Source organism: Bradyrhizobium sp. A11, from assembly GCF_042077125.1.
GTDB classification, from domain to species: Bacteria; Pseudomonadota; Alphaproteobacteria; order Rhizobiales; family Xanthobacteraceae; genus Bradyrhizobium; species Bradyrhizobium japonicum_B.
This window is the reverse complement of record NZ_CP149509.1, coordinates 2862793-2889722: the sequence shown is the minus strand read 5'-3', so window position 1 is coordinate 2889722 and position 26930 is coordinate 2862793. Positions and strand designations below refer to the sequence as shown.

Below are 26930 nucleotides of genomic sequence, written 5' to 3'. Positions count from 1 at the left end.
GGACGCAGCGCAGCGCTATCCCGGCGATGCGAAGCATCGTCCGGTCAGCGGTGCGCTGCAGAGCCGGGGCCCATGTCTCCGTGTGCTCCGTGTGGCGTGGGTCCCGGCTCTGCGCAGCAGCGTTGCACGCTGCAGCGCATCCGGGACACCAAACGCCCTACCCGATCACCTTGCCGAACTTGTTCGACTTCGGGAAACCCTTCGGCGGCAGGCGGCCGGCGTCAGCGCGGGTGCCCTGCCACTCGGCGAGCTCCTTCATGGTCGCGGAGAATTCGCGGCCCGCGGAGTCCTTCCAGGTCAGGCCGGCCTTGGCCTCGAACACGGTCACGTCCGAGAGGCCGCCGTCCTTGTACTTCTGCAGGCGGACGCCGCGGCCGCGCGCCATTTCCGGCACCTGGTCGAGCGGGAAGATGAGCATCTTGCGGTTCTCGCCGATCACCGCGACGGTGTCGCCGACCACTTCGGTGATCGCGCGCGCCTCGTTCGGCATGTCGACGTTGAGGACCTGCTTGCCCTTCTTGGTGGTGCCGACGCAATCGTCCTCGTTGACGACGAAGCCCTGGCCCTCGTGGCTCGCGACCAGGAATTTGCGCCCGCCCTTGTTGACGAACAGCGCAACCGGCGCCGCCTCCTGCTCGAGGTCGATGAACAGGCGGATCGGCTCGCCGTGACCGCGCCCGCCCGGCAGCTTGGCGACGTCGAGCGTGTAGAACTTGCCGTTGGTGGCGAGGAGCAAGAGCTTCGAGGTCGTCTCGGCGAAGAAGGCGAAGCCGAGCTTGTCGTCCTGCTTGAAGGCGAGCCCCGAGAGATCCTCGACATGGCCCTTCATGGTGCGGATCCAGCCCTTGTCGGAGACGACGACCGTCACCGGCTCGCGCTCGACGAAGGCCTCCTCGATCGCGGCGAGATCGTGCTCGGGCGCGTCGGCAAAGGTGGTGCGGCGCTTGCCGAGCGGCGTCTTCGGCCCGAACATGTCGCGGACCTTGCCGACCTGCTCGCCGACCTTCTTCCACTGCTCCGCCTCGGAGGCGAGCACCGCGTTGATGCCCTTGAGCTCGTTGCGGAGGTTCTTGTCCTCGGTGCGGATCTCCATCTCCTCGAGCTTGCGCAGGGAGCGCAGGCGCATGTTGAGGATGGCTTCGGCCTGCACCTCGGTGAGCTTGAACGCCTTCATCAGCGCCGGCTTCGGCTCATCCTCGGTGCGGATGATCTTGATCACCTTGTCGATGTTCAGATACGCGATCAGGAAGCCGCCGAGCACTTCCAGCCGGTGCTCGATCTGCGCCTTGCGGTAGTTACTGCGGCGGAGCAGGACGTCGCGCAGATGGTCGAGCCATTCGCGCAAGGCCTCGGCAAGGCCCACGACCCTGGGCACCTTGCCCTTGATCAGCACGTTGAGGTTCAGCGGAATCTTGTTCTCGAGCTCGGTCAGCCGGAACAGCGATTCCATCATCAACGCGGGATCGACGTTCTTCGACTTCGGCTCGATCACGATGCGGACGTCTTCGGCCGATTCGTCCCTGATGTCGCCGACCAGCGGCAGCTTCTTCTGGTCGAGCAGCTCGGCCACCTTCTCGATCAGCCGCGATTTCTGCACCAGGAAGGGAATCTCGGTGACGACGACGACCCAGGTGCCGCGCGCGCCCTCCTCCTGCTCCCACCTCGCCCGGACGCGGAACGAGCCGCGGCCGCTGGCATAGGCCTCGGCGATCGCCTGCTTGGAATCGACGATGATGCCGCCGGTCGGGAAGTCCGGGCCCTTCACCCACTTCAAAAGCGCCTTGGATTTCGCGTCGGGCTTCTCGATCAGGTGCAGCGCGGCGTCGCAAAGCTCGGCGGCGTTGTGCGGCGGGATCGAGGTCGCCATGCCGACCGCGATGCCCTGCGCGCCGTTGGCGAGCAGGTTCGGGAAGCCGCCGGGCAGCACCACCGGCTCCTTCGACTGGCCGTCGTAATTGGCGCGGAATTCGACGCCGTCCTCGTCGATGCCGTCGAGCAGAAGCCGCGCGACGTCGGTCATGCGCGCTTCGGTGTAGCGGTAGGCGGCCGGGTTATCGCCGTCGATATTGCCGAAATTGCCCTGGCCGTCGACCAGCGGGTAGCGCGAGGAGAAATCCTGCGCGAGGCGCACCATGGCGTCGTAGATCGCCTGGTCGCCGTGCGGATGGAACGAGCCCATCACGTCGCCGACGATCTTGGCGGATTTCTTGAAGGCCGTGCCCGGGTCGAGCCTGAGCAGGCGCATGCCGTAGAGGATGCGCCGATGGACCGGCTTCAGGCCGTCGCGCGCGTCCGGCAGCGCGCGGTGCATGATGGTGGAGAGCGCATAGGCGAGATAGCGCTCTTCCAGCGCTTCACGCAGCGGCACCTCGTGAATTTCGGCCGGTTCTTCCGGCGGAACGATTCGTTTTCCCATGCCGCCCGGTTAAACCGTGGAAGGGAATCGGGCAAGGATGGATTGGTTCCCTGTGGGTCGCTAGTGCCCTGCCCAGCCGGCCGTCACGGTCTGGGTCTTGTCCTTAATCTTGTCCTGGGCCGGCGCCGGGGCAGTGGCCAGACAGCGCCGGGCGGTCTCGATTTCAGCCTCCGTCGCCCCCTTCGACCGCGCCCATGCCTCTGCGGCGGCAGCAGAATATTTGGCCACATAATACCGCACGACGGTGCAGGACGCCCGGCGAAACACGCCGGGTTGCGGCTCGCCGGCCCATGCTTCGGGCGCGAACGCGAGCAGCGCCGCGGAAAAGGCGAATCCCCTGATTAACATTTGGGCTGTCCCCGTTGTGGAACCTAAGGGCGAACTCGATGGCCCCGATTTCGTTCCCGCGGAACTCAGTAAGAGAGGACAAGGCAGAGTTCAATTTTACTCATGGCGCGGGAATCGCGGCCCGCGCCTGTTGCCGGATCAGGGCGTTGATGAAGCCCGCGCGTGCGTCGGAATGGCCCTGCCCCCGCGGCTCCAGCACGTGACGCAGCAGGAACAGGCCGGTGAGCCGAAAGCCGTCCTGGAGGTCCTGCTCGGTCAGGTCGCTGGCGGTTTCGCCCTGGCGCAGGAACGGCGGCAGGCGCAACAGGCGGTCACGCCAGGGCTCGCCGGCGCCGCGCGACACCGCGCCGCCGGATTTCGGCGAGACGTAGATCAGGTCGGCAGTCTCGCCGGTCACCGCACAGTTTTCCAGCGCCAGCCCGAAGCCGAGCTCGGCGAGCATTGCCAGCTCGAAATGGATGAGGTGCACGGCCGCCCCCCCGATGTCCTCGAAATCGTCGAGCGCATGCTCGAGCAGGGCAAAGATCTCCTCGTGCGGATCGCGCTCCGGCAGCAGGCGCGCGATCGAGGCGAGATGGGTGACGCCGTAGACGCCGTGGGAGGATCCGAGCAGCGTGGCCGCGCGCAGCTTGAGCCCTTCGATCGTATAGGTGCCGAGATGCTCGTCGAGTCGCGCCCGCCAGACCGCGCTGACGCTGTTCCCCGGCTGCAGAAGCGGCCGCAGCCGCGAGCTGGCGCCGCCGCGCACGAGGCCGAGATGCCTTCCGTGCGCGCGCGTCAGGAGCTCGACGATGGCGCTGGATTCGCCATGCCGCCGCACCCCCAGCACGATGCCTTCGTCGGTCCATTCCATGGAGTCAAGTGTAGCCCATTTCGAGCTGTCGTAGGGTGGGCAAAGCGAAGCGTGCCCACGGATTTGATCGACGGCGCGAGACGGTGGGCACGGCGCGCGAAGAGCGCGCCTTTGCCCACCCTACGCACTACGGCATCGTGCAACACGCTACGCGTTGAACCAGCCCTGCGCGTCGCCGGTGAAGGAGAAATACAGGCCCATCGTGGTCAGCGCGCAGGACACGATCTCGATGGCGCTGTCGAGCTCGAGGCCCTTCGCGCCGATGATCTGGCCGAGCGAGATCACCGACAGCACGAGCGCTGCTGCCAGCACCCAGCGCGGCCAGTTCCTGCGCTCGCGCGCGGCCAGCCGGACGAAATAGAGCAGGAGCAGGATCATGCCGCCGGCGAGCAGGGTCCCCGTCATGATCATCTGCTCGGTCATCTGGGCATTGGGCGTGCGGTCCTGCACCGCCACCGACAAGGCGTCCAGCATCAACGATGCATAGAGCAGCGCTTCGAAGCGCCTGACGTTGCTGGGCACGCTCATCGGATACCGATCTTTTCTTGGTTATTCTCTCGGAAAGTCCAGACCCATCTCGCGGTAGCGATCGGGATCGTCGCCCCAATTCTCGCGCACCTTGACGAAGAGAAACAGATGCACCGGCACGTCCAGGATCTGCATCAGCTCCTTCCGGGAGTCCGCGCCGATCGACTTGATGGTGGCGCCGCCCTTGCCGAGCACGATCTTGCGCTGACTTTCGCGCTCAACGAAGATCGTCTGCTCGATCCGCACCGACTTGTCCTTGCGCTCCTCCCACTTGTCGGTCTCGACCGTGGACTGGTAGGGCAGTTCCTGGTGCAGCTTCTGATAGATCTTCTCGCGCGTGATCTCGGCCGCCAGCTGCCGCATCGGCGCGTCCGACATCTGGTCCTCGGGATAGAGGAACGGACCAGGCGGCACCATCTCGGCGAGCGTCCTGCGGAGATCATCGACGCCGTCGCCGGAGATCGCCGCGATCATGAAGGTGCGCGCGAACTTCATGCGCTCGTTGGCGGCCTGCGCCAGCGCCAGCAGCTTCTCGCGCTGGACCAGGTCGACCTTGTTGATGACCAGGATCTTCTCGTGATTGACGCTGGCAGCCTTGGTGAGGATCGCCTCGGCCTCCTCGTCGATGCCGGTCTTGGCATCGAGCAGCACGCAGACGAGATCGGCGTCATGCGCCCCGCTCCAGGCGGTCGAGACCATGGCGCGGTCGAGCCGCCGCTTCGGCAGGAAGATGCCGGGCGTGTCGACCAGGATGATCTGCGCGTTGTTCTCGATCACGATGCCGCGGATCAGCGCGCGCGTGGTCTGCACCTTGCGCGAGACGATCGTAACCTTGGCGCCGACCAGCGCATTGACCAGCGTGGACTTGCCGACATTCGGCGCGCCGATCAGCGCGACGAAGCCGCAGCGCGTCGCAACGGGCGCCTCGCCGCTTGCTTCAGCCGTCATTGCTGCCGCCGACGCCTTCGCGTTCGATCATCACCGAAGCTGCCACCTTTTCTGCCGCGCGCTTGCTGCCGCCGATGCCCTCGGCCGGCGCGAGGCCCGGCAGGTCGACGGCGACGCGGAACTGCGGATCGTGATGCGGGCCGGTGCGCTCGACCTCGCGGTAAACCGGCGTCGGCAGCCCCTTGCCTTGCGCCCATTCCTGCAGCACGGTCTTGGGATCGCGCAAGGGACGGCGCGGCTTGTGCATGCGCTCGGTCCAGTTGCGCCTGACGAACTCGGACGCCGCTGCGTAGCCCCCGTCGAGAAAGACTGCGCCGATCACGGCCTCGCAGATGTCGCCGAGGATGGATTTGCGCAGGCGGGCATCGGCGCTGGAGCCGACCGAGCCGAGCTTGATGTCGTCGAGCAGTCCGAGCGACTTGGCGACGTCGGCGCAGCTTTCCTTGCGCACGAGCTCGGCAAGACGCTTGGAGAGCTCGCCCTCGTCGGCGTTCGGGAAGGCGTGATAGAGCATGTCGGAGACGACGAGCCCGAGCACGTGGTCGCCGAGGAATTCCAGGCGCTGGTAGCTGTCGCCGCGCTTGCGCCCGGACTTCAGCGCCGAGACATGCGTGATCGCCTGCATCAGCATGTTCGGATCGGTGAAGCTGTGGCCGATGCGCGCCTCGAGCGCCGCATTCGCATCGGTGCCCTTGGCCTTGCGGCTGCGTGTCCGCTTCTTCTTGGCAGGCGTCTTCGCTGCAGCTTCGCCCTCAGGAGCGGCTTGCGCCTCGGCCGGTTGGATCGGGATGTCCTTGGCTTCGTCTTTCATCGGACGATTTTGAAGAAGCGATTCCAGCGTACCGCCCACGGCCAGCGCCAGAACATCCAGGCATGCTCGCCTTCGGCGATGGAGAAGAAGATCATCTGGGCGCGGCCGATCAGATTCTCCTTCGGCACATAGCCGACCTGGCCGAGAAAGCGGCTATCGGTGGAGTTGTCGCGGTTGTCGCCCATCATGAAGAAATGGCCTGACGGCACGGTGTAGACGTTGGTGTTGTCGACGTAGCCGTTGTCGGCGCAGTCGAGCGTCTCGTAGGACACGCCGTTCGGCAGTGTTTCCTTCCAGCGCTTCACCCGGGAGATGCCGCCGCCTTCCGAGCCGCAGGGCTCCTCGCCGATATATTCGCTCATCCGCTGCCGCTCGACCGGCGTATCATTGATGTAGAGCAGCCCGTCCCGCATCTGGATGCGGTCGCCGGGCAGGCCGATCACGCGCTTGATGTAATCGGTGGAATCGTCCTTGGGCAGGCGAAACACGACGATGTCGCCGCGGTCCGGGTCCGAGCCCCAGATCCGCCCGGAGAACAGCGGCGGCGAGAACGGAATCGAATAATGGCTGTAGCCGTAGGAATATTTCGAGACGAACAGATAGTCGCCGACCAGCAGCGTCGCCTTCATCGAGCCGGACGGGATGTTGAAGGGCTGGAACAGGAAGGTTCGGATCACCAGCGCGATCAGGAGAGCGTGGATCACGACTCGGATCGTTTCGCCGACGCCGCTCTCAGTTTTCGTTCCCGAAGTCACGCTCATTGCTCTCTCAATTCCGGCCGGCGATCACAGAGCGCCCTCCTCCCGCGAACAGCCCACCGGTTCGCGGCGCAAGGAGATTGTCCTGATTCTGACAGTGAGGGCCAATTCCGGCGTAAAGCCGGACCCGCCCAGGCTGATTTGCGTCCGCGGACTTTTAGACGGTTGTCGGAGGCCACGCAATCAAGGATCGCATCAAAACTGGGTAAGACATTGATTTACAACGAAGATCGCAAAATCCACGACGCCGCGTCAGGATTTCGGCAGCGGCACGGCGGAAATGATGACGAAGGCCTGCGCCAGCGGCCAGTCGTCGGTGATCGACACGTCGATCCGGGCTTCGAAGCCATCAGGCGTCAGGGCCTGGAGCCGGGACAGGGCGCCGCCGGTCAGCTGCATGGTCGGCCGCCCGCCCGGCAGGTTGACCACCCCCATGTCGCGCCACCAGACGCCGCGCCGGATCCCGGTGCCGAGCGCCTTGGAGCAGGCCTCCTTGGCGGCGAAGCGCTTGGCGTAGGTCGCCACCACCATCTTCTCGTTCTTGGCGCGGCGCTCCGCCTTGGCCCGCTCCGCCGCGGTGAAGACACGGTCGAGGAAGCGCTCGCCATGGCGCTCGATCACCTTGGCAACGCGGGTGATGTCGATCAGGTCGGAACCGATGCCGATGATCATGCCCGGCTCCGGCCCCGGTCCATCGCCGCGCGCATCTGGCGCACCGTCTCGGCCAGCCCCACGAACAGCGCTTCGCCGATCATGTAGTAGCCGATGTTGAGCTCCATGATCTCAGGCAGGGCCGCGATCGTCTCCGCGGTCGCGTAGTCGAGCCCGTGCCCGGCGTGGACCTCGAGCCCGGCGGCCTTGGCCAGCTTCACGCCCGCCACGATCCGCTGCCATTCGGCCTCGGCCTTGGCGCGGTGGCCGTCGACCATTGCGTCGCACCAGGCGCCGGTGTGGATCTCGATCACCGGCGCGCGCAGCCGCGCCGCCATCTCGATCTGGGCGGGATCGGCAGCGATGAACAGCGAGACCCGGATGCCGGCATCGCTCAGCCGCGCGATATTGGGCGCGAGCGCGTCACGCTGGCCGACCACATCCAGCCCGCCTTCGGTGGTCACCTCCTGCCGGCGCTCCGGCACCAGGCACACCGCATGCGGCCTGGTCGCGAGCGAGATGCGCATCATGTCGTCGGTCGCCGCCATCTCGAAATTGAGCGGCTTGGAGATCTCGGCCTTCAGCCGCGCCATGTCCTCGTCGCGGATGTGCCGGCGATCCTCGCGCAGATGGGCGGTGATGCCGTCGGCGCCGGCCTCGATCGCCAGCAGCGCCGCCCGCACCGGATCGGGATGGCGGCCGCCGCGCGCGTTGCGCACGGTGGCGACGTGATCGATATTGACACCGAGGCGAAGCTTCGAAGCGGGCATTTCAGGGCTCACAGAATCGGAGGGACCGGCGCATGCGAGATGCGCCTATCCATTAACACGTTCGACTTTGGCGACGACCGCCTTGGCGCGCAGCTGGGCCAGGATCGCGCTCAAATGCTTCAGATCGTAGACTTCGAGATCGATTGTCGTTTCCGTGAAGTCCGGTGAGCGGCGCTGCATGCTGATGTTGTCGATGTTGCCGTCGTGCTCGGCGATCACGGTCGCGATTTGCGCCAGCGCGCCGGGCTCGTTGACGTTCTCGACCTTGATGCGCGCCGGGAAGCGCTGCGGCGCGGAATCCTCGATGTCCCAGCGGACGTCGAGCCAGCGCTCCGGCTCCTCCTCGAAATCCTTCAGGGCCGGCGCCTGGATCGGGTAGATCGTGATGCCCTCGCCCGGCGTGACGATGCCGACGATGCGATCGCCCGGCACCGCGCCGCCGTTCGGCGCGAACTTGATCGGCAGGTCGGAATTGATGCCGCGGATCGGAATCGCGACCGGGCTGCGCGGCTGCTCCGAGGACTTCTCCTTGAGCTTGGCGGCAAGCCCCTTCTTGACGCCGTAGCGCGCGATGCGCTCCTCCTTGTAGTCGGGGTACATCGCACGTGCGACGTGGGAGGCCTTGATCTCGCCGCGCCCCACGGCCGCCATCACGTCCTCGATCGAGGTCCGGGCGAGCCGCGGCAGCGCGCCCTTGAGCTTGTCGTCGGCATATTCGATCTTGGCGCGCTCGAACAGGCGCTCGACGATGCGCCGGCCAAGACCGGCATATTGATCGCGCACCGCCGTCCGCGTGGCGCGGCGGATCGCGGCGCGCGCCTTGCCGGTGATCGCGAGCGTCTCCCAGGCCGATGGCGGCGCCGATTGCGCCTCCGAGGTCAGCACCTCGACCTCGTCGCCGTTCTGCAGCTCCGAGGATAGCGGCGCGAACTGGCCGTTGATCTTGCAGCCGACCGCGCTGTTGCCGACATCGGTATGCACGGCATAGGCGAAGTCGATCACGTTGGCGTGGCGCGGCAGCGCGATCAGCTTGCCCTTCGGGGTGAAGCAGAACACCTGGTCGTGGAACAGCTCGAGCTTGGTATGCTCGAGGAATTCCTCCGGATTGGCGCTCTCCGAGAGGATGCCGATGGTGTGGCGCAGCCAGGCGAACGCCGTGGACTCGCGCTTGAGGAATTCGGTCGGCGACCCCACGCCTTCCTTGTAGAAGACGTGCGCGGCAATGCCGCGCTCGGCGATCTGGTCCATCGCCTCGGTGCGGATCTGCAGCTCGACGCGCTGGTTGCCGGGGCCGATCACCGTGGTGTGGATCGAGCGATAGTCGTTCTGCTTCGGTGTCGAGATGTAGTCCTTGAAGCGCCCCGGCACGACCGGCCAAGTGGTGTGGACGATGCCGAGCGCGCGATAGCAGGACTCGATGTCGTTGACGACGAGGCGGAAGCCGAAGATGTCGGACAATTGCTCGAAGCCGACCGACTTGCGCTCCATCTTGGTCCAGATCGAGAACGGCTTCTTGCGGCGGCCATAGACCCGCGCCCCCAAGCCCCTGTGGCGCAGATTGTTGGAGAGCTGGTCTTCGATCTCGCCGATCAGATTGCGGTTGCGCTCGGCGAGCGCGTCGAGGCGCTGCATCACCACCGAATAGGCTTCGGGATCGAGGGTGCGGAAGGACAGATCCTCCAGCTCCTCGCGCATTTCCTGCATGCCCATGCGCCCCGCGAGCGGCGCGTAGATGTCGAGCGTCTCCTCGGCGATGCGCCTTCGCGATTCCGTCGGCACGAAATCCAGCGTGCGCATGTTGTGCAGACGGTCGGCGAGCTTGACCAGAAGCACGCGGACATCATCGGCAATGGCCAGCAGCAATTTGCGCAGATTCTCGGCCTGCTTGGCCTCCCGCGACACCAGCTCGAGCCGCTTCAGCTTGGTCAGGCCCTCGACCAGAGCGCCGATCTCCGGCCCGAAAATCTGATCAATCTCAGCCCGCGTCGCCTCGGTGTCCTCGATCGTGTCGTGGAGCAGCGCCGCCACGATGGTGGCGTCGTCGAGCTTCAGGTCGGTGAGAATCGCCGCGACTTCGAGCGGGTGCGAGAAATACGGATCGCCCGAGGCGCGGGTCTGCGAACCATGCGCCTTCATGGCGTAGACATAGGCGCGATTCAGCAGGTCTTCGTTGGTGTTGGGATTGTAGGACCTGACGCGCTCGACGAGGTCATATTGACGCATCATGCGCGCGCGCGGCTTGGCCGGGCGCGCGACCGGCGCAGTCGGGGCCACGGCAACCGATTCGGTTGCGGCCTGCATCTGCGTGGATCTGCGGCGCCGATATACCATGCCGTCCTGCCTTCAAGCGGGCCTGGGCCGGCCCGTTGTATACATCTTAGCTCCGATCGCGCTTGCGTCCGATCAATTCAGTGACAGGACGCAGCGCCGACCACAACGCTATGGTAACCACGAAAACGTCAACAAAAGCAAAGGCCCGAACGACGGTTCGGGCCTTTGATCAGATCACAAGAAGTCGACGATCGCGACGGACGATTTACTCGTCCTCCTCGGGCTGCTCCTCGGGCGGCGCAAGGCCTTCGAGACCCTTCAGGAGCTCCTCTTCGGTCATGCGCTCGACGGCGACTTCGGTATCGTCCGCATCGACGCTCGCACCCGCGGAACCGATCAGCGGCACCGTATCCGGCTCGGGCTCGTCGACCTCGACGAACTTCTGGAGCGAGTGCACCAGCTCCTCGCGGAGGTCCTCCGGCGAAATGGTCGTGTCGGCAATTTCGCGCAAAGACACAACAGGGTTCTTGTCGTTATCGCGGTCAACCGTTAGTTGTGAACCGGACGAGATCATGCGGGCACGGTGGGCGGCCAGCAGGACCAAGTCAAACCGGTTGTCGACCTTGTCGATACAATCTTCTACGGTGACGCGAGCCATGGACTGTCGCTCCGTTGTGGGTGGGACGAAATATGTGGATGATTGGGGCTAGTTATAGGGGCCGGGGCGGTTTCGCAAGGCCAATTTGTGATTTGGCCTCGCCAAACGGCTCTGCTACCCCCACATTGGGGCTGGGATGGGTGGTTTCCCGGGTTGCCATCAAGGGTAGCGCCGGGTGTATGCAAGTCCGTCATAACTATACCTTGATTGCCCCGACTTCTCCGGATTTGCGGTTTCGACGGGTCTGAGCGGCACTCTGGAAACGCGCGGCTTGCTGTCGCCGCGCCAACAATAAAACGATCAAACACGAACACTACGCGAGCAACTGAATGTCACCTTCTCCTACCAACAAGATCGCGCTCTTCATCGACGGGGCCAATCTCTACGCGACGGCGAAAACTCTGGGCTTCGACATCGACTACAAGCGCCTGCTGAAGGAGTTTCAGGGCCGCGGGACGCTGCTCCGGGCGTTCTACTACACCGCCATCATCGAGGATCAGGAATATTCCTCGATCCGCCCGCTGATCGACTGGCTGGACTACAACGGCTACACCGTCGTCACCAAGGCGACCAAGGAGTTCATCGACGCCTCCGGCCGCCGCAAGGTCAAGGGCAACATGGACATCGAGCTCGCCGTGGATGCCATGGAGCTCGCCGAGCACATCGACCAGATGGTGCTGTTCTCCGGCGACGGCGACTTCCGCTCCCTGGTCGAGGCCGTGCAGCGCCGCGGCGTGCGGGTCACGGTGATCTCCACCATCGCCAGCCAGCCGCCGATGATCGCCGACGAGCTGCGCCGCCAGGCCGACGTCTTCACCGACCTCGTGGAGCTGCAGTCCAAGCTCGGCCGTGATCCGTCCGAACGCCCCGCCCCGCGCGACCGCGGCGAGCGCGAAGCCCGTCACCACGCCCCGCAATTCCTCCAGCGCGCAACCACGATGGCGCCGAGGGGCGATGACGACTTCGAGGAGTGAGGCGGCTCGGCCGAGCCGCCAGCCTCCTACCGTCGTTCCCGACCGCGATTGCCCGCTCTGTCCGCGCCTGGTTGCCTTTCGCGAGGCAAACCGCGCGCGCGAGCCCTTGTGGCACAATGCGCCGGTAGCCCCCTTCGGCGACATCAAGGCGCGCCTCCTGATCGTCGGCCTCGCGCCGGGGATGCAGGGCGCCAACCGCACGGGACGGCCGTTCACCGGCGATTATGCCGGCGACCTGCTCTACGCCACGCTGCTCGAATACGGATTCGCCAGGGGTACCTACCAGGCGCGTCCCGATGACGGCCTGAAGCTGATCGACTGCCGAATCGCCAATGCCGTGCATTGCGTGCCGCCGCAGAACAAGCCGCTGCCGGTCGAGATCAACACCTGCCGGCGGTTCCTGGTCGCCAATCTCGAGACGATGCCGAAGCTGCGCGCGATCATTGCGCTCGGGCGAATTGCGCACGACAGCGTGCTCAAGCCGCTGAAGCTGAAGGCTTCCGAGGCCCCGTTCGGCCATGGCGCCGTGCACCAGGCCGGCGCATTCAAGCTCTACGACAGCTACCATTGCTCGCGCTACAACACGAACACCGGCGTGCTGACGCCTGACATGTTCCGCAGCGTGTTCGCGAAGGTGAAGGCGGACCTGGATTAGCTCCTGGGGTTGGCCTTGAGCCAGTCCAGCACGTCGCCGGCGTTCCGGTCGGGCGGAAACACCGGATAGAAGACGTGCGTGATGCATGCATCGTCGATGATCAGCGCGAGGCGCTTGATCAGCGTGAGGCCCGCGACTTCCATGGTCGGCAGCTTCAGCGCGCGCGTGAGCGCCAGCTTCTCGTCCGACAGCACGGGGAACGGCAGATGCAGCCGTGAGGCCATCTCGGTCTGGTAGGCGTTGCTCTGGGTCGAGAGGCCGAACACGTGGGCAGCGCCGGCGGCTTTCAGCTCGGCGAACAGATCCCGAAACGCACAGGTCTGCGGCGTGCAACCCCGCGCGCCCGGGATCATGTCCCAATCGTCGACCAGCGCGATCTTGCCGGGCTCGCCGGTGCGCGGATAGGCGAACACCACGGTCCGGCCGCGCAGGGTCGATAGCGTCACCGAGGTGTCGTTGGTCGCGAGCAGGCCGATCGGCGGCAGCACCATGCCGGTGAGATGCGCGGCCGCGCCGTCATCGACCGGTGCGGGAATCCGGCTCCAATCGACCTCGAGCAGGTTCCGCTGGGTCATCTCGTCAGCCCCTCGCCCGCATCAGGCGCCCCTTCTCCCGGCTCCAATCGCGCTTCTTCTCGGTCTCGCGCTTGTCGTGCAGCTTCTTGCCCTTTGCAACCGCCAGCTGCAATTTGGCGCGGCCACGCTCGTTGAAATAGAGCTTGAGCGGGATCAGCGTCATGCCCTCGCGGTCGACCGCGCCCATCAGCTTGTTGATCTGCCGGCGATGGAGCAGCAGTTTTCGCGGCCGTTTTGGCTCGTGGTTGAAGCGATTGCCCTGGAGATATTCGGGAATGGTGGCGTTGATCAGCCAGATCTCGCCGTCCTTGGAATCGGCGTAGGATTCCGCGATCGTGCTCTTGCCGTTGCGGATCGACTTGACCTCGGTGCCGGTCAGCGCAATGCCCGCCTCGATCGTGTCCTCGATCGCATAGTTGAAGCGGGCCTTGCGATTTTCCGCCATGACCTTGATTGGACGTTCGTTTTTATCGGCCATGAGAGGACAAACCCGATCGAGATGCGCAGCAAGGCTAACAGTTTGGATGAAGCGCGCGCGTCACTTCTTGAGGAGGTCGCGGATCTCGGTCAGCAGTTCGACCTCGGCCGACGGCTTCGGCGGCGCGGCGGGCGCGGCCTCCTCCTTGCGCTTCAGCGTGTTCATGGCGCGGATCACCAGGAACAACACGAAGGCAACGATGATGAAGTTGATCGTCAGCGTCAGGAAGCTGCCGTAAGCAAGGACGGCGCCTTGCTTTTTCGCATCCGCTAAGTTGGTGGCTGTGACCGCCTTCGACAAGGGGGCGAAGTAGTTCGAGAAGTCGAGGCCACCGGTGGCGGCGCCGATGATCGGCATGATGATGTCACCGACCAGCGACGTGACGATGGCGCCGAAGGCCGCGCCGATGATGACGCCGACCGCGAGATCGACGACGTTGCCCTTCATGGCGAATTCGCGGAACTCCGTGAGCATCCGCCTGCCCTTGTCGTCGACGCTCATGAACGGCCTCCCCGATTGGTCAACCCATCAGTTGATCAGCCCAGCGTGCACCATGGCGCTGCGCACCGCAACGCGCGTCGGCTCGCTGACCGGCACCATCGGCAAGCGCAGCGTCTCGTCCAGCTTGCCGAGCAGCGACATCGCATACTTGATCGGTGCCGGATTGCTCTCGATGAAGAGGTTGTTGTGCAGCGGCATCAGCTTGTCGTGGATCGCCAGCGCCGCCTTGGTGTCGCCCTTCTGCCAGGCGGCGTGAAACTCCGAGCACAGGCGCGGCGCGACGTTCGAGGTCACCGAGATGCAGCCGTGGCCGCCATGCGCCATGTAGCCGATGATGGTGGCGTCCTCGCCGGAGAGCTGGTTGAAGTCCTCGCCCATCGCCGCGCGCTGCTGCGACACGCGCACCATGCTGGCGGTGGCGTCCTTGACGCCGGCGATGTTCTTCAGCTCCCACAGCCGCTTCATGGTGTCGACCGACATGTCGATCACCGAGCGCGGCGGGATGTTGTAGATGATGATCGGAATCCCGATCGCGTCGTTGATCGCCTTGAAGTGCTGGTACATGCCTTCCTGGGTCGGCTTGTTGTAGTAGGGCGTCACCACCAGCACGGCGTCCGCGCCCGCCTTCTCGGCGTGCTGGGAGAGCTCGACCGCCTCCTTGGTCGAGTTGGAGCCGGCGCCCGCGATGACAGGCACGCGGCCCTTGGCTTCAGCGATGCACCACTCGACCACCTTCTTGTGCTCGTCATGGCTGAGCGTCGGGCTCTCACCGGTGGTGCCGACGGGGACCAGGCCGTTGGTGCCTTCCGAGATCTGCCAGTTGACCAGCGAGCGGAACGCGGCCTCGTCCAGCGAACCGTTCTTGAAGGGGGTGACCAAGGCGGTGAACGACCCCCGGAATTTCGTCTTGGCTGCCATGGACTTCCTCCGTACGCGGCGATCTCGAGCAAGCGCCATTCATATCGGGTCTGTCCCGCCGGTAAAAGACCCGCTGCCGAGTGACGCACCGTTTAGGCCGCGATTTTGCCGCGGTGATGGTGCAAATCGGTCCGAGGTAAGCGGCTGTTGGTATTTTCTCCGCATATTCAATCAAATACAGCTAGATCTTGAGCCACTTGACTGATTCGGGGCGACGATACCCGTGACCTCATTCCCTCGTGCCGCCTGGCGGTCCACCGGACTGGTCCTGTGCCTGATGGCAGGGCTGTCGGTAGGATGTGCCGCCCTGGCCAAGTCCAATGAGACGCCTGCGGAAACCGCAAAGCCGGCCGCCAAGGACGCATCCAAGGATGCAGCCAAAGGCTCGTCCAAGGACACCAAAGGATCCGGCAAGGACACGGCCAAGGATACAGCCAAGGATACAGCCAAGGATACAGCCAAGGGCGCGAGCAAGGGCGCGGCTGCCGCGCCGGCCAAGGACGCCGCGAAGAAACCGGCCAAGGAGGTCGGCAAGGAGGCTGGCAAGAGCGCCGGGAAAGACGCGGCGAAGGACAAGCCCAAGCCCGCCCCAACGGCTGCCGCAGCGGCGCCTGCGCCGAAAGCACATCCGGCTGCCGGCGGTTCCCCTCCGAAAGCAGCCCCCGCGACGGCCGCGGTCAAACCTTCCGCCCCTCCCCCACGCCCCGCCGCAGCCCCCGTGCTGGCTCCGGCGACCCGCCAGCATGCTACCCCGCGCAAGCCGGTCGTCCCGGCCGCGGTCGCAGCGACGTCGTCGACGTCGCAGGGCGACAAGGAGACGCTGGAGAGCGTGATCGAGCTGGTGCGCAAGCGCAAGGCGGCCGACGCCACCAATGCGGCGGCCGGCATCTCGGATCCTGTCGCGCGCAAGCTCGCGGAATGGATCATCCTGCGCAGCGAGGACAACGGCGCGAGCGTGGAGCGCTACCGCGCCTTCCTCTCCGCCAATCCGAGCTGGCCGTCGCAGACCTTCCTGCGCCGGCGCCTCGAAGCTGCGATGTGGGACGACAGGCGCGACGATTCCGTGGCGTGGTCGTGGTTCGAGCACGAGTCTCCGATCTCCGCCAAGGGCCGCTTCATGCTCGCCAAGGCGATGCTGACGCGCGGCGACCGCGCCAACGCCGAGCGGCTGGTGCGCGAGGCCTGGCGCAGCGATCCGATGTCGGAGGACACCGAGAACAACGCGCTCGACCAGTTCGGCGCCCTACTGTCGCCGGGCGATCAGAAGGCGCGGATGGACACCCTGCTCTACGGCAGCGAGAACGAGGCCGCGCTGCGCGCCGCAAAGCGCCTCGGCGCCGGCTATGTCGCGCTCGCCAAGGCCCGCATCGCCGCGGTCAAGAAAGCGCCGAACGCGCGCGCGCTGCTCGACGCGGTGCCGCGCGAGCTGCACAACGATCCCGGCTTCCTCTTCAGCAAGATCCAGCTCTTGCGCCGCGAGGAGAAGTTTGCCGAGGCGGCCCAGCTGATGCTGTCGGCGCCGAAGGATCCGGGCCGCCTCCACAATCTCGACGAATGGTGGATCGAGCGGCGCCTTTTGGCGCGCAAGATGATCGACACCGAGGAATTCCGCAGCGCCTATCTGATCGCGCGCGATGCCGCGCTGCCCTCGCGCGACATCTACAAGACCGAGCAGGAGTTCACCGCCGGGTGGATCGCGCTGCGCTTCCTCAACGATCCCGCCGCCGCCGCGCAGCATTTCGCCCGCATCGGCGTCGGCAGCGTCAATCCGACCGCGTTGGCGCGTGCCGGCTATTGGCAGGGCCGCGCCGCGGAAGCGATGGGTCGTCAGCAGGAGGCGCGCAACGCCTATGCGCGCGCCGCCGAACAGTCGACCAGCTATTACGGCCAGCTCGCGCGGGCCAAGCTCGGCCTGCCGCAGATCGAGCTCAACAATCCGCCGCGTGGCCGCGGCGCCGACCGGCTGGAGATCGTCCGCGCTGCGCATCTGCTGTACGAGCTCGACGAGCGCGAGATGGCGATACCGCTGCTGGCCGACATGGGCGAGAACGGCGATCCCGAAGCGCTCGCCGGCCTCGGCGAGCTCACCCAACGCTACAGCGACGCGCGCGGCATGCTCCTGCTCGGCAAGGCTGCGCTCAATCGCGGCCTGCCGTTCGACTTCTACGCCTACCCCGTCAACGGCATTCCGCAGTTCACGCCGATCGGCCCCGAGGTCGAGCGCAGCATCATCTACGCCATCGCGCGGCAGGAAAGCGCATTCAACCCACGCGTGGTTTCACCGGCGCAGGCCTACGGGCTGATGCAGGTGACGCCGGACGCTGCACGCTACGTCTGCAAGCGCCACGGCGCCACTTACGATCTGGGCCGGCTGAAGAACGATTCGGTCTACAACGCCACGCTCGGCTCGGCCGAGCTCGGCGGATTGCTCGAGGATTACCGCGGCTCCTACATCATGACGTTTGCCGCCTACAATGCCGGTCGCGGCAGCGTGAAGAAGTGGGTCGAACGCTACGGCGATCCGCGCAACCCGAAGGTGGACGCGGTCGACTGGGTGGAGCTGATTCCGTTCTCAGAAACGCGCAATTACGTGCAGCGGATCATGGAGAACCTTCAGGTCTACCGCGCCCGCTTCGGCGGCGGCACGCGCCTGCAGATCGAGGCCGATCTGCGTCGCGGCGCCGCAAGCGTGGAATAGCACGCATCGATGGAGCTGGCCCCGTCCCGGAGGACGATCCGGGAAGGTGCGCCGCGGTATTCCGAAACATGCTCAAACAGCGATCCAGAGCGCGACGAGGGTTCACCGTGATCGCTTCGACGTTCAGGTCGCTGTGCGGCAGGCGTTCGGCATGATTCCATGACGGTCCCGACCCCATTGCGATATAATTGGAACCGGCTTTGCCACCCATCGGTTGATAGGCTCGACAAACCTGGAGACATATCATGTTGCGCATAGTCGGTGCATTCGCGATCGCGGCCGTGTTCTTGTCAGCTCTTCCGGGCGGCGGCTCGGCTGCCTACGGCAAGAACCGCCAGCAACCCCGGCAGGCCGAGGCCATTCAGGATCGCTATTGCCTGCAGGGGCTGCGATGGGGCTATCCCGGCAACTGCCAGTTCTCCACTTACGCGCAGTGCTTGGCGACTGCGTCTGGCACGATCGATGCCTGCGGGCTGAACCCGACCTATGCCTTCCGTGAGGGGAGAGGTGCAAGATAGTCGCCTGACCGCTCTCGTGAGAGTGCGCAGGTCACGCTCAGACCCGCCTCTGACCTCAGGATTCGATCCCTACCACATTCTGTCGGGGGCGGATCGGCGGTGAGATGGGCGGGCTGAAGTCGGCGGGGACCAATAGGGGTTGGTCAGGCACATCGCCGGCAAGCCCAGCGCAGAAGCCTTGCATTCCTCCCACGTCCGGTAGCTGCAGGAAATCCTGTTGCTGCCGCCCCACTCCCATTGCTGGAGGCATACCGGGTAGCTCGAGTCGACGGGTGCGGCAGCGGCCGGCGCAAATACCGGCGTGACCACGGCAACCATTGATATGGCGGCGAGCACGCTGAGCATCCGTCTCCAGATTGTCGAAATGTTCATGGTCGGAAGCTCCTTCTGCCGGCTCTCAAGCAGCGCCGCGCTCAAGCAGCCCACCATTTAGGTACTCGGTGCACTGCCCGCAAATAAAAACCCCGGCAGTTTCCTGCCGGGGTTTTCCGATCAATCGGAAGATTGATCTTAGAAGTTGCGCTGAGCGCGGAACAGGACCTGCAGGTTACCCTGGTCCTTCAGCTCATACGTGGTTGCCGGCTTCGCAACCGCGGAGTTCGCGGTGCCGGCGCCCGAGATCGTGCCCGAGTACTTCTGGTCGAGCCAGACGTAGCTCACGTCCGTCGTGAACGACAGGCCCTTGACGGGAGTCCAGACCAAGTTGCCGCCGACAACCGCGAGGTTGAAGTCGGGGTTACATCCGGCGGCGCCGGCCGACGGAGCCAGACCCGCAACGAAGTTCGCGCAGATCAGAGCCTTGCCCGTGTCGCCGTAGCGAAGCGAAGCATAGGCGCCGTAGATGCCCGAAGCCCAACCCGGAGCCCAGTTGTGGGTGTAACCACCGCGGAAGCCCCAGGTCTTGACAGTGTCGATCCCGGTGCCGACGCCACCAATGGTGCCGTAGACGCCATCAGCGATACCAGCGAAGGCAAGGCTCTGGTACGCAATGCCGCTGCCGCCGTACATGAACATGGTCTGCGGGAACAGGCTCTGGAAGTTGTAGTGCGAAGCACCGTCGGTGTAGACCGCCTGCAAGTTGATCGTGTCACCCGCACCGGTCGGGATGTTCTTGATCGACAAGGCGCCCGCAACAGCCCAGCCCCACTTGTCGTCGGGATGGTTGGTCACTTCAGTCGAGCCATAGTAGCCCGAGTGAATGTTATGCGCGACGGCCGACAGCTGGAACAGACCCCAGGCCTGATCGACACGAACCTGACCGACGATATCGGGCACGCGCGTGCCACCCCAGTCCGACACACCGTACTGGCCCTGGATCATGGCCGCAGCCGCAACGGTCGCCGCCGGGGTCACAGTCACGACGCCAGCGCTGCTAACCGAACCGGCAGCAGAGAAAGCCGAGGCGTTCCAGAGGTTCGACTGGCCATTGGCACCCGTCGACTGATCCTGCAACGCGACCGAACCGGTGATGCCCTGGCCGAAGTCAGCCGTATAGGCGATCTGGTTGATACCGGTGACCCAGTTGGTGCCGCCCGGAAGGAAGTCGGGACCACCAGCCGGATAGCTCTGCCACGGAGCGTCGAAGATCGAGACGGTGCGGCCGAAGGTGAAACCAGCGAACTGGATGAACGCGTGGTAGAGGCCGAGCGAGGCCGCGCCGGTCGGAGCGGTGGTGCCGCCGCCGGAGCCGGTGACGGACGGGGTGTCGTACGAGAACACCATGTCGGCGTAGGTGCGAACCACACCGTATTCGGTCGCCGTACGCGTATCGACGGTGAAGTCCATACGAGCGCGGGTCGTGTAGTAACCGCTCAGGCGGTTCTTGCCACCCTGCGGAGCGCCCTGGCCGATGCTGTAGTCGCCGTTGGTGTTCGCGAGCGCGTCAGCGCGCACGTAGCCACCCAGCTTGATGCAGGTGTCGGTGCCCGGGATGTAGTAGAAACCGGCTCCGTACAGCGAGCAGATCCGCACGTATTCGACCGCCTTGGCCTTGACCGGCAGATCGGCTGCTTGAGCTCCGCTCACGGCGATCAGACCCGCCGCTGAGCCGAGCAAAAGGCTCTTAACCAACTTCATGTTAAACCTCCAAGTTGCTCTTCAGGGAAGGTTACTGACCGGACGGCCAATTCCCCAACCCCCTCTAAATCACCGCTTTGGTCCCCTTCGCGCCTTCGGACACACCCGCATGAACGCGAGGGACTTAAGCGAATGACCTAAACGGGACGACCTCGGGATGCCCCCCTCCGTCGCTCAGTCACAATTACCGAACGTCCTTGCACACACAACAACAGAACGCTTCGAAACGGGCCCATGGAGCTGGTTTTCCGACGGGTGTTGCACAAATAACACGCAGATGTGATCACAACGCCCTCGCAACATATTGTTTTTAATAGCCTTTTTGAAGCGGTTCCATTTGCCACCAAAACTCCTCACTTGAGGCGCCGGAGGCCGGGCCCTGCGCGATGCAGCTCAGATGGAAGCGCGAATCGTAGAATCGGACCGAGACTCAAAGGCCCGGGAAACGCCACAGCTGGACAGGCCCCGCCTCCCGGCGACCGCTCGGCAATCCAGCCACGCATCTATATAGAGGGCCTTCTTGAGATGGCGCCTGACGGCAAACCGCCCGTTTCCAAGATCGCTGGGAATATTCGAGCGAAAACACACGCTTCCAAATTGACCGGCCCAAGCAATTAGATGCATAAGGCTCGCACCGGAGAGGTGGCCGAGTGGCTGAAGGCAACGCTTTGCTAAAGCGTCATACGGTCTCAAGCTGTATCGAGGGTTCGAATCCCTCCCTCTCCGCCACCCAGCGGCAGAATCACTCAGGGTCTTTGCGTTCTTTCACCTGAAAGCGACCGTGAGACCGGTGCGAAAGCCTGGGCAAGGATCGGCGCGGCTGCATTCATCCCGATTCGCACTGACTTTATATGTGTGCGCCCGCGTCTAGCGGTGGAACCGCCAGATCCGCCAATGCGAGGGCGAAATCAGCACGGCCTCGTCGGCCCAGACGTTGAACCAGACGCCGGACCGGCGCCGGCAGGGGAACGCCCAGGGCAGAATCCCCGTCTTGTGCGGACGTCCGAGTTCCAGATCGCATTCGTCGGGCGCGATTTGAATCGGCAGCCATTGTCCATTCGTGTCGGGCTCGCTCATGCCGCTCGGGTCTTATGGGGCGGCACGACGGAGAAACTTGATTCAGCGCAACCAGGCCCACCCGTGCGAACACGGGTGCGGGTGCGATTCTCAATTCAATGGGCGGAAACCCACGCCCGCGCCTCGCGCTGTGCGGCGGCGATCTCGGCATCCGACATCTGCCCGGCAATCTCCTGGCGCAGCGCTACGGCGTCCTTGCGGCCCTTCAGCGCGGCGAGATTGAACCATTTGTGCGCGGCGACGAGATCGACGAGGCCGGAGCGGCCGCTCGCCCAATAGATGCCGCGCTCGAACAGCACGTCCGACAGCGCGCTCGCGTCGATCGGCGTTGCCGTCTCCATATCGAAGGTACCCTGAAACATAACGCATCCCCTTTGTTCTTATGCCGCCTCGTTCCCCCGAGCGCGGCTCCCGTCCAACTCTGATGTGCATGACCCTTCCCGGGATCGTGCATCGTTCAACTCATCCCCAGGGCTTGTTGCCAAAAGGCTCGTTGCCAAAAGGCTTGTTGCCCATTGCCGTTTGCCGGCTTGTTGGAGGCGATGATGGCGGGCAAATTTGAATGGCAGTTTAAGTATCGCGATGAAGCAGACGTAAACGCGCCCGCGCGGCGCCGACGCGCGGATTTCAAGAAGTCCCTGATTCGCAGGCACTTCTGCGATTCGTCAGATTCCGTTTACCGCGGGATTTTGGGACATCGATAACCATCGCGCGCTGTGGCGCGCGTCGTGTGGCATCGATCCTCGCTGTCGCCACCCGCTGCCCGGCCACGCCAAGCTTCGCCAGACTTGCAGTCCCGGGACGCCGAAGCTTCGGCGAAGGCAGCAGGCGGGCGACCCAGGATCCCAGAGAGAGTACGGCGGCCGGATGGTCCGGCCGGCGACGGGCGACGAGACCGGGACTGGAGAAGCGAGCGCGCAAGCAGCGCGCCATCAATCCGCGGCCCCTCGCCTGCTCCAGGGCTGCGCAGCCGTGGCAGTGCGATCGCCTCGCGCATCAGATCAGCAATGTCGGGAAATGGGAATGCCGGCAATACCCCGGCCTCAGGAGAACGAGGGCGTCGGCGAACACGTCAGGACCAGATTTCACGTTGACCCGAAGGCCGCCTGTGAAATTGCGGAGCCCCATTCCGGAGAACCGCACCGAACGAAGAAAACTCGTTTCTTCTGTCGGACCGTCAAAGCGAACGATCCGACCGTTGACCTGATGTCTCGCCGACACCCTCTATCGTCGATCAGAACCTCGAGGAGGCGCTGATGACGTGCCGGCTAGGAGCCGGCAACTTCAGAAGTCGAAGTTACTTCTTCTTCTTGGCGACCTTGCGGGTCTTCTTCGCAGTCTTCTTCACTGCGCTCTTCGCCTTCTTCGCCTTCTTCGCTTTCTTGGCCATGTTGCCCTCCGATGTGTGAGATGGCTTTAATCGCTGCGTGCACTCGGGGATCGAATGCACTTCATCCCGAATACACCAACACAAAGAAAAAAACAGCGTCTCGCTTAAAGAAGTGTTGACGACACAACGCGCGTGCGCTTGGCGAGCGCGGTGCAAGCGCACAGCCCGACGCGTGCGATCGACCGCAGGGAGTGCTCGCAACATCGATGTTCGCAGCACATGCGATGCAGAAAAACACTACGCAGCAAGTATTTTCCTGCACGCGCGCATCGCACGCGATCGTCGCGATGACGGACGTCGGCAATCCCGCGATCACCTCGCAAAGGCGCTTCGCGGACTCTGAGTCGCGAATTTTGGCAACGAAAATATTTTCATGCTTAACGGCGCGAGCGCTCGTCGAAGCGTGCGCGAGACGCCGTTTTGCGCGAATCGCGCCACGGCGATTCGGTCGTCACATCGCCGCCGATCGGGATGAAGTTTGCCGCCGAGGATGCGTGCGAACGTCGCATCGAGGAACGAAAGCGAGGTGACGAGACTTGTCCGTCACCTCGTTAGAACGCGCGGGTGTCAGACGCCGAGCTTGGACTTGAGCAGGTCGTTGACGCTCTGCGGGTTGGCCTTGCCGCCGGATGCCTTCATCACCTGGCCGACGAACCAGCCGAGCGACTGCGGCTTGTCCTTGACCTGCGCGGCCTTGTCCGGATTGGCCGCGATGATGTCGTCGACAACCTTTTCGATCGCCGAGAGGTCAGTGACCTGCTTCATGCCGCGACTTTCGACCAGCGCGCGGGGATCGCCGCCTTCCTGCCAGACGATCTCGAACAGATCCTTGGCGATCTTGCCGGAGATCGTGCCCTCGCCGATCAGATCGACGATCGCAGCCAGCTGCTCGGCGCTCACCGGCGAGCCCGTAATATCCCGGCTTTCCTTGTTGAGACGGCCGAACAGCTCGTTGATCACCCAGTTCGCCGCCATCTTGCCGTCGCGCGCACGGTTGCCGAGCTTGTCCAGTACGGTCTCGTAGAAAACCGCGCTCTCACGCTCGGCAACGAGCACGCTCGCATCATAGGCCGACAGGCCAAAGTCTGCGACGAACCGCATCTTCTTCTGGTCCGGCAGCTCGGGCAGCTCAGCCTTCAGCTCATCGACGTAGCCCTGCGAGAACTCCAGCGGCAGCAGGTCGGGATCGGGGAAGTAGCGGTAGTCATGCGCCTCTTCCTTGGAGCGCATCGAGCGCGTCTCGCCCTTGTTGGGATCGTAGAGCCGCGTCTCCTGATCGATCAGACCGCCCTCCTCCAGGATCTCGATCTGACGCCGCGCCTCGTACTCGATCGCCTGGCCGATGAAGGTGATCGAGTTCATGTTCTTGATCTCGCAGCGGGTGCCTAGCGGCCCGCCCGGCTTTCGCACCGAGACGTTGACGTCGGCGCGCAAGGATCCCTTCTCCATGTCGCCGTCGCAGGTGCCGAGATAGCGCAGGATCGAGCGCAGCTTGGTCACGTAGGCCTTGGCTTGCTCGGCATCGCGGATGTCAGGCTTGGAGACGATCTCCATCAACGCCACGCCGCAACGGTTGAGATCGACATAGGACATAGTCGGCGACTGGTCATGCAGCAATTTGCCGGCATCCTGCTCCAGATGCAGCCGCTCGATACCGATGGTGGCCACCTTGCCGCCGTCCAGTTCGACGACGACCTCGCCCTCGCCGACGATCGGCGACTTGTACTGGCTGATCTGGTAGCCCTGCGGGGAGTCCGGATAGAAATAGTTCTTGCGGTCGAACACCGAGCGCAGATTGATCGCGGCGTTGAGGCCGAGCCCGGTTCGGACAGCCTGCCTGACGCACTCCTCGTTGATCACGGGCAGCATGCCCGGCATCGCCGCATCGACCAGCGAGACATGGCTGTTGGGCTCGCCGCCGAATTCGGTCGAGGCCCCGGAGAACAGTTTCGACTGCGAGGTGACCTGGGCATGGACCTCCATGCCGATCACGACTTCCCAGTCGCCGGTCTGGCCCTTGATCAGTTTTCCCTGTCTGACTGACGCGTTCATGCTTTTCCATCCCCGAGCAGCGCGGAAACCATCCGCTCCCACTCCGCTTCCAATGAATCCTTCGCCGCCGGCTGGCCAGCCTGGCGGTACCAATAGCCGGCATTGCCGAGATCGCCTTCGACGCGGTGCAGATAAGCGTGCACCCAGGCGGCGTCGCGACCGCTGTCGTCCTGAACGATCTTGTGTGCGCGGTCCCAGTCGCCCTTGGCGGCCCACCAGAGGCCTCTGAGCGGCGCGTTCAGATCCGGCGCAGGCGCCGCGCCGTCGAGGCTCGCGATGAAATCGGCCACATTCACCACCACCTCGTCGGTGTGAAGCGGCCGGCCGCCTGCTCGATCACCTCGCCGAGCGAGAACAGCGTCTCCTCGTCGAAGGGACGGCCGATCAGCTGCAGGCCGAGCGGCAGGCCTTGCGCGTCCTTGCCGGCGGGCACGGCGATGCCGGGCAGGCCCGCCATGTTCACGGTCACCGTGAAGATGTCGTTGAGATACATCTCGACCGGATCGGCGCCGCCCTTCTCGCCGATGCCGAAGGCGGCCGACGGCGTCGCGGGGGTGAGGATCGCGTCGACGCCCCTCGCGAAGCAATCCTCGAAATCCTTCTTGATCAACGTGCGCACCTTCTGCGCGCGCAGATAATAGGCGTCGTAATAGCCGGCCGAGAGCACGTAGGTGCCGATCATGACGCGGCGCCGCACTTCCGCGCCAAACCCTTCCGCGCGGGTGTTCTCGTACAGCTCGATGACGTTCTTGCCCTGCTCGCGCAGGCCGTAGCGGACGCCGTCATAGCGCGCGAGGTTGGAGGATGCTTCCGCCGGCGCCACGATGTAATAGGCCGGTAGCGCGTACTTGGTGTGCGGCAGCGACACCTCGACCAACTCGGCGCCCGCCGCCTTCAGCCAGGCCGCCCCCTCTTCCCAGAGTTTCTCGATCTCGGCCGGCATGCCGTCGAGACGATATTCCTTGGGAATGCCGATCCTCATGCCCTTCACGGACTTGCCGATCGCAGCCTCGTAATCCGGCACCGCGATATCGACCGAGGTGGTGTCCTTCGGGTCGTGTCCGGCCATCGAGCGCAGCAGCATCGCGGCATCGCGCACGCTGCGCGCGATCGGGCCGGCCTGGTCGAGCGAGGAGGCAAAGGCGACGATGCCCCAGCGCGAGCAGCGGCCATAGGTCGGCTTGATGCCGACGGTCGCGGTGAACGCCGCCGGCTGGCGGATCGAGCCGCCGGTATCGGTCGCGGTCGCGCCCATGCACAGCAGCGCCGCCACGGCCGAGGCCGAGCCGCCGGACGAGCCGCCGGGCACCAGCGTCGTGTTGCTGCCCTCGCGCCGCCAGGGATTGCCAACCGGGCCGAAGCACGAGGTCTCGTTGGCCGAGCCCATCGCGAACTCGTCGTTGTTGAGCTTGCCGAGCATCACGGCGCCGTCGCGCCACAGCTGCGAGGTGACGGTCGATTCGTAGGTCGGCACGAAATTGCCGAGGATCTTCGAGCACGCCGTGGTCCGCACGCCCTTGGTTGCGAACAGATCCTTGATGCCGAGCGGAATGCCGGCGAGCGGGCCGACATCGCCCTTGGCGATCTTCTCGTCCGCGGCCTTCGCCATGCTGCGCGCCTGGTCCGGCGTCTCCATCACGAAGGCGTTGAGCACGCGCGCGGCTTCGATCGCGGAAAGATGCGCGTCGGTCAGCTCGAGCGACGTGAAAGTCTTGTCGGCGAGACCCTTGCGGGCCTCGGCGAGCGTCAGCGATGTCAAATCGGTCATTTATTGATCGGGCTGCAGAAGAACGGAGACAGGGTCTTGTCGTTGGCCGGGTCGTCTTGCATGGCGTTTTTCTTGGCCGCGGCATTCGCGGCGGCCTCGATCTCGTCGAGCACGGCATTGACGGCGACATTGGGATCGGCGGCTTTGCCCTGCCGCTCCATCTTGTCGAGGTAATTCATGTAGGCCTGATAGGCCTTCTCATCGTCGCAAAGCAGACACATCGGACCACGTCCTGGAT

General features: G+C 64.6%; 27 protein-coding genes and 1 tRNA gene. 5 read left to right on the top strand and 23 right to left on the bottom strand.

All coding sequences use genetic code 11. The features are described from left to right. Positions 1-157: 157 nt before the first annotated feature. The 11 genes from parC to rpoZ all read right to left on the bottom strand — a co-directional run bounded on the left by parC (position 158) and on the right by rpoZ (position 11012). On the bottom strand, positions 158-2416 hold the full coding sequence (gene parC / locus WI560_RS13305) for a DNA topoisomerase IV subunit A (protein ID WP_375308363.1): 2259 nt from the start codon (positions 2414-2416) through the stop codon (positions 158-160). Between the two features lie 60 nt (positions 2417-2476). Beyond that, positions 2477-2764, bottom strand: coding sequence for a hypothetical protein (locus WI560_RS13300; protein ID WP_375308362.1), 288 nt, complete (start codon positions 2762-2764; stop codon positions 2477-2479). A 100-nt stretch (positions 2765-2864) separates the two neighbouring features. Beyond that, complete coding sequence (gene recO / locus WI560_RS13295) at positions 2865-3617, bottom strand: DNA repair protein RecO (protein WP_375308361.1); 753 nt, start codon at positions 3615-3617, stop codon at positions 2865-2867. Between the two features lie 147 nt (positions 3618-3764). Next, positions 3765-4145 (bottom strand): hypothetical protein, encoded by a 381-nt coding sequence (locus WI560_RS13290; protein WP_375308360.1) that lies wholly within the window; start codon positions 4143-4145, stop codon positions 3765-3767. A 21-nt stretch (positions 4146-4166) separates the two neighbouring features. Then, the gene (era, locus tag WI560_RS13285; protein ID WP_028135963.1) at positions 4167-5093 is read right to left on the bottom strand and encodes a GTPase Era; all 927 of its coding nucleotides are present in this window, start codon (positions 5091-5093) and stop codon (positions 4167-4169) included. Next, positions 5083-5904 (bottom strand): ribonuclease III, encoded by an 822-nt coding sequence (gene rnc / locus WI560_RS13280; protein WP_257195079.1) that lies wholly within the window; start codon positions 5902-5904, stop codon positions 5083-5085. The genes era and rnc overlap by 11 nt, the downstream gene beginning before the upstream one ends. Then, positions 5901-6665: a signal peptidase I gene (gene lepB, locus WI560_RS13275; RefSeq protein WP_028135961.1), complete on the bottom strand. Its 765-nt coding sequence runs from the start codon at positions 6663-6665 to the stop codon at positions 5901-5903. Before lepB ends, rnc begins: the two co-directional genes overlap by 4 nt. Positions 6666-6914: 249 nt before the next feature. Further along, a complete protein-coding gene (acpS, locus tag WI560_RS13270; protein WP_375308359.1) occupies positions 6915-7334 on the bottom strand; it encodes a holo-ACP synthase in 420 nt (139 codons plus the stop codon). Then, on the bottom strand, positions 7331-8083 hold the full coding sequence (locus tag WI560_RS13265; protein WP_375308358.1) for a pyridoxine 5'-phosphate synthase: 753 nt from the start codon (positions 8081-8083) through the stop codon (positions 7331-7333). Before WI560_RS13265 ends, acpS begins: the two co-directional genes overlap by 4 nt. A 45-nt stretch (positions 8084-8128) precedes the next feature. Continuing rightward, positions 8129-10414, bottom strand: a complete 2286-nt coding sequence (locus WI560_RS13260; RefSeq protein WP_257180120.1) for a bifunctional (p)ppGpp synthetase/guanosine-3',5'-bis(diphosphate) 3'-pyrophosphohydrolase — start codon at positions 10412-10414, stop codon at positions 8129-8131. A gap of 205 nt (positions 10415-10619) precedes the next feature. After that, positions 10620-11012, bottom strand: a complete 393-nt coding sequence (gene rpoZ / locus WI560_RS13255; RefSeq protein ID WP_008133017.1) for a DNA-directed RNA polymerase subunit omega — start codon at positions 11010-11012, stop codon at positions 10620-10622. 329 nt (positions 11013-11341) lie between these two features. Between rpoZ and WI560_RS13250 the strand changes: the two genes are divergently transcribed. Next, complete coding sequence (locus WI560_RS13250; RefSeq protein WP_028135957.1) at positions 11342-11986, top strand: NYN domain-containing protein; 645 nt, start codon at positions 11342-11344, stop codon at positions 11984-11986. Next, positions 11967-12641: a uracil-DNA glycosylase gene (locus tag WI560_RS13245; protein ID WP_257195082.1), complete on the top strand. Its 675-nt coding sequence runs from the start codon at positions 11967-11969 to the stop codon at positions 12639-12641. Before WI560_RS13250 ends, WI560_RS13245 begins: the two co-directional genes overlap by 20 nt. Here WI560_RS13245 and WI560_RS13240 read toward each other — a convergent pair. The 4 genes from WI560_RS13240 to dapA are packed head-to-tail and all read right to left on the bottom strand — an operon-like array spanning position 12638 to position 15113. Next, positions 12638-13216 carry a peroxiredoxin gene (locus tag WI560_RS13240; RefSeq protein ID WP_375308357.1) on the bottom strand — a complete coding sequence of 193 codons (579 nt, stop codon included), beginning with the start codon at positions 13214-13216 and terminating at the stop codon, positions 12638-12640. The genes WI560_RS13245 and WI560_RS13240 overlap by 4 nt on opposite strands. A gap of 4 nt (positions 13217-13220) precedes the next feature. Then, a complete protein-coding gene (gene smpB, locus WI560_RS13235) occupies positions 13221-13694 on the bottom strand; it encodes an SsrA-binding protein SmpB (RefSeq protein WP_027530006.1) in 474 nt (157 codons plus the stop codon). 60 nt (positions 13695-13754) lie between these two features. Continuing rightward, the gene (gene mscL, locus WI560_RS13230) at positions 13755-14168 is read right to left on the bottom strand and encodes a large conductance mechanosensitive channel protein MscL (RefSeq protein WP_028169878.1); all 414 of its coding nucleotides are present in this window, start codon (positions 14166-14168) and stop codon (positions 13755-13757) included. A gap of 54 nt (positions 14169-14222) precedes the next feature. Then, positions 14223-15113 (bottom strand): 4-hydroxy-tetrahydrodipicolinate synthase, encoded by an 891-nt coding sequence (dapA, locus tag WI560_RS13225; RefSeq protein WP_375308356.1) that lies wholly within the window; start codon positions 15111-15113, stop codon positions 14223-14225. A 277-nt stretch (positions 15114-15390) separates the two neighbouring features. Between dapA and WI560_RS13220 the strand changes: the two genes are divergently transcribed. Together WI560_RS13220 and WI560_RS13215 are read left to right on the top strand one after the other, a co-directional pair. Further along, entirely contained in the window at positions 15391-17811 is a 2421-nt protein-coding gene (locus WI560_RS13220) for a lytic transglycosylase domain-containing protein (RefSeq protein ID WP_375308831.1), read from the top strand. Between the two features lie 245 nt (positions 17812-18056). Beyond that, the gene (locus WI560_RS13215) at positions 18057-18329 is read left to right on the top strand and encodes a DUF3551 domain-containing protein (RefSeq protein WP_375308355.1); all 273 of its coding nucleotides are present in this window, start codon (positions 18057-18059) and stop codon (positions 18327-18329) included. 69 nt (positions 18330-18398) lie between these two features. Here the strand turns inward: WI560_RS13215 and WI560_RS13210 are convergent, their stop codons facing one another. Beyond that, the gene (locus tag WI560_RS13210; RefSeq protein ID WP_375308830.1) at positions 18399-18647 is read right to left on the bottom strand and encodes a DUF3551 domain-containing protein; all 249 of its coding nucleotides are present in this window, start codon (positions 18645-18647) and stop codon (positions 18399-18401) included. A gap of 192 nt (positions 18648-18839) precedes the next feature. Beyond that, the gene (locus WI560_RS13205) at positions 18840-20405 is read right to left on the bottom strand and encodes a porin (protein WP_375308354.1); all 1566 of its coding nucleotides are present in this window, start codon (positions 20403-20405) and stop codon (positions 18840-18842) included. A 636-nt stretch (positions 20406-21041) separates the two neighbouring features. Between WI560_RS13205 and WI560_RS13200 the strand changes: the two genes are divergently transcribed. Then, a tRNA-Ser gene (locus WI560_RS13200) sits at positions 21042-21134 on the top strand. Positions 21135-21272: 138 nt separating this feature from the next. On the opposite strand, the gene WI560_RS13195 is transcribed toward WI560_RS13200, so the two are convergent. The 6 genes from WI560_RS13195 to WI560_RS13170 form a co-directional block, all read right to left on the bottom strand. After that, entirely contained in the window at positions 21273-21482 is a 210-nt protein-coding gene (locus WI560_RS13195; protein ID WP_028135948.1) for a hypothetical protein, read from the bottom strand. Positions 21483-21577: 95 nt separating this feature from the next. Further along, on the bottom strand, positions 21578-21844 hold the full coding sequence (locus tag WI560_RS13190; protein ID WP_375308353.1) for a hypothetical protein: 267 nt from the start codon (positions 21842-21844) through the stop codon (positions 21578-21580). A gap of 1595 nt (positions 21845-23439) precedes the next feature. After that, the gene (gatB, locus tag WI560_RS13185) at positions 23440-24924 is read right to left on the bottom strand and encodes an Asp-tRNA(Asn)/Glu-tRNA(Gln) amidotransferase subunit GatB (protein WP_375308352.1); all 1485 of its coding nucleotides are present in this window, start codon (positions 24922-24924) and stop codon (positions 23440-23442) included. Further along, positions 24921-25226: a hypothetical protein gene (locus WI560_RS13180; RefSeq protein ID WP_028135945.1), complete on the bottom strand. Its 306-nt coding sequence runs from the start codon at positions 25224-25226 to the stop codon at positions 24921-24923. The genes gatB and WI560_RS13180 overlap by 4 nt, the downstream gene beginning before the upstream one ends. Further along, positions 25217-26692 (bottom strand): Asp-tRNA(Asn)/Glu-tRNA(Gln) amidotransferase subunit GatA, encoded by a 1476-nt coding sequence (gene gatA, locus WI560_RS13175; RefSeq protein ID WP_257180129.1) that lies wholly within the window; start codon positions 26690-26692, stop codon positions 25217-25219. Before gatA ends, WI560_RS13180 begins: the two co-directional genes overlap by 10 nt. Then, positions 26689-26913: a hypothetical protein gene (locus WI560_RS13170; protein ID WP_375308351.1), complete on the bottom strand. Its 225-nt coding sequence runs from the start codon at positions 26911-26913 to the stop codon at positions 26689-26691. Before WI560_RS13170 ends, gatA begins: the two co-directional genes overlap by 4 nt. Between the last annotated feature and the right edge of the window lie 17 nt (positions 26914-26930).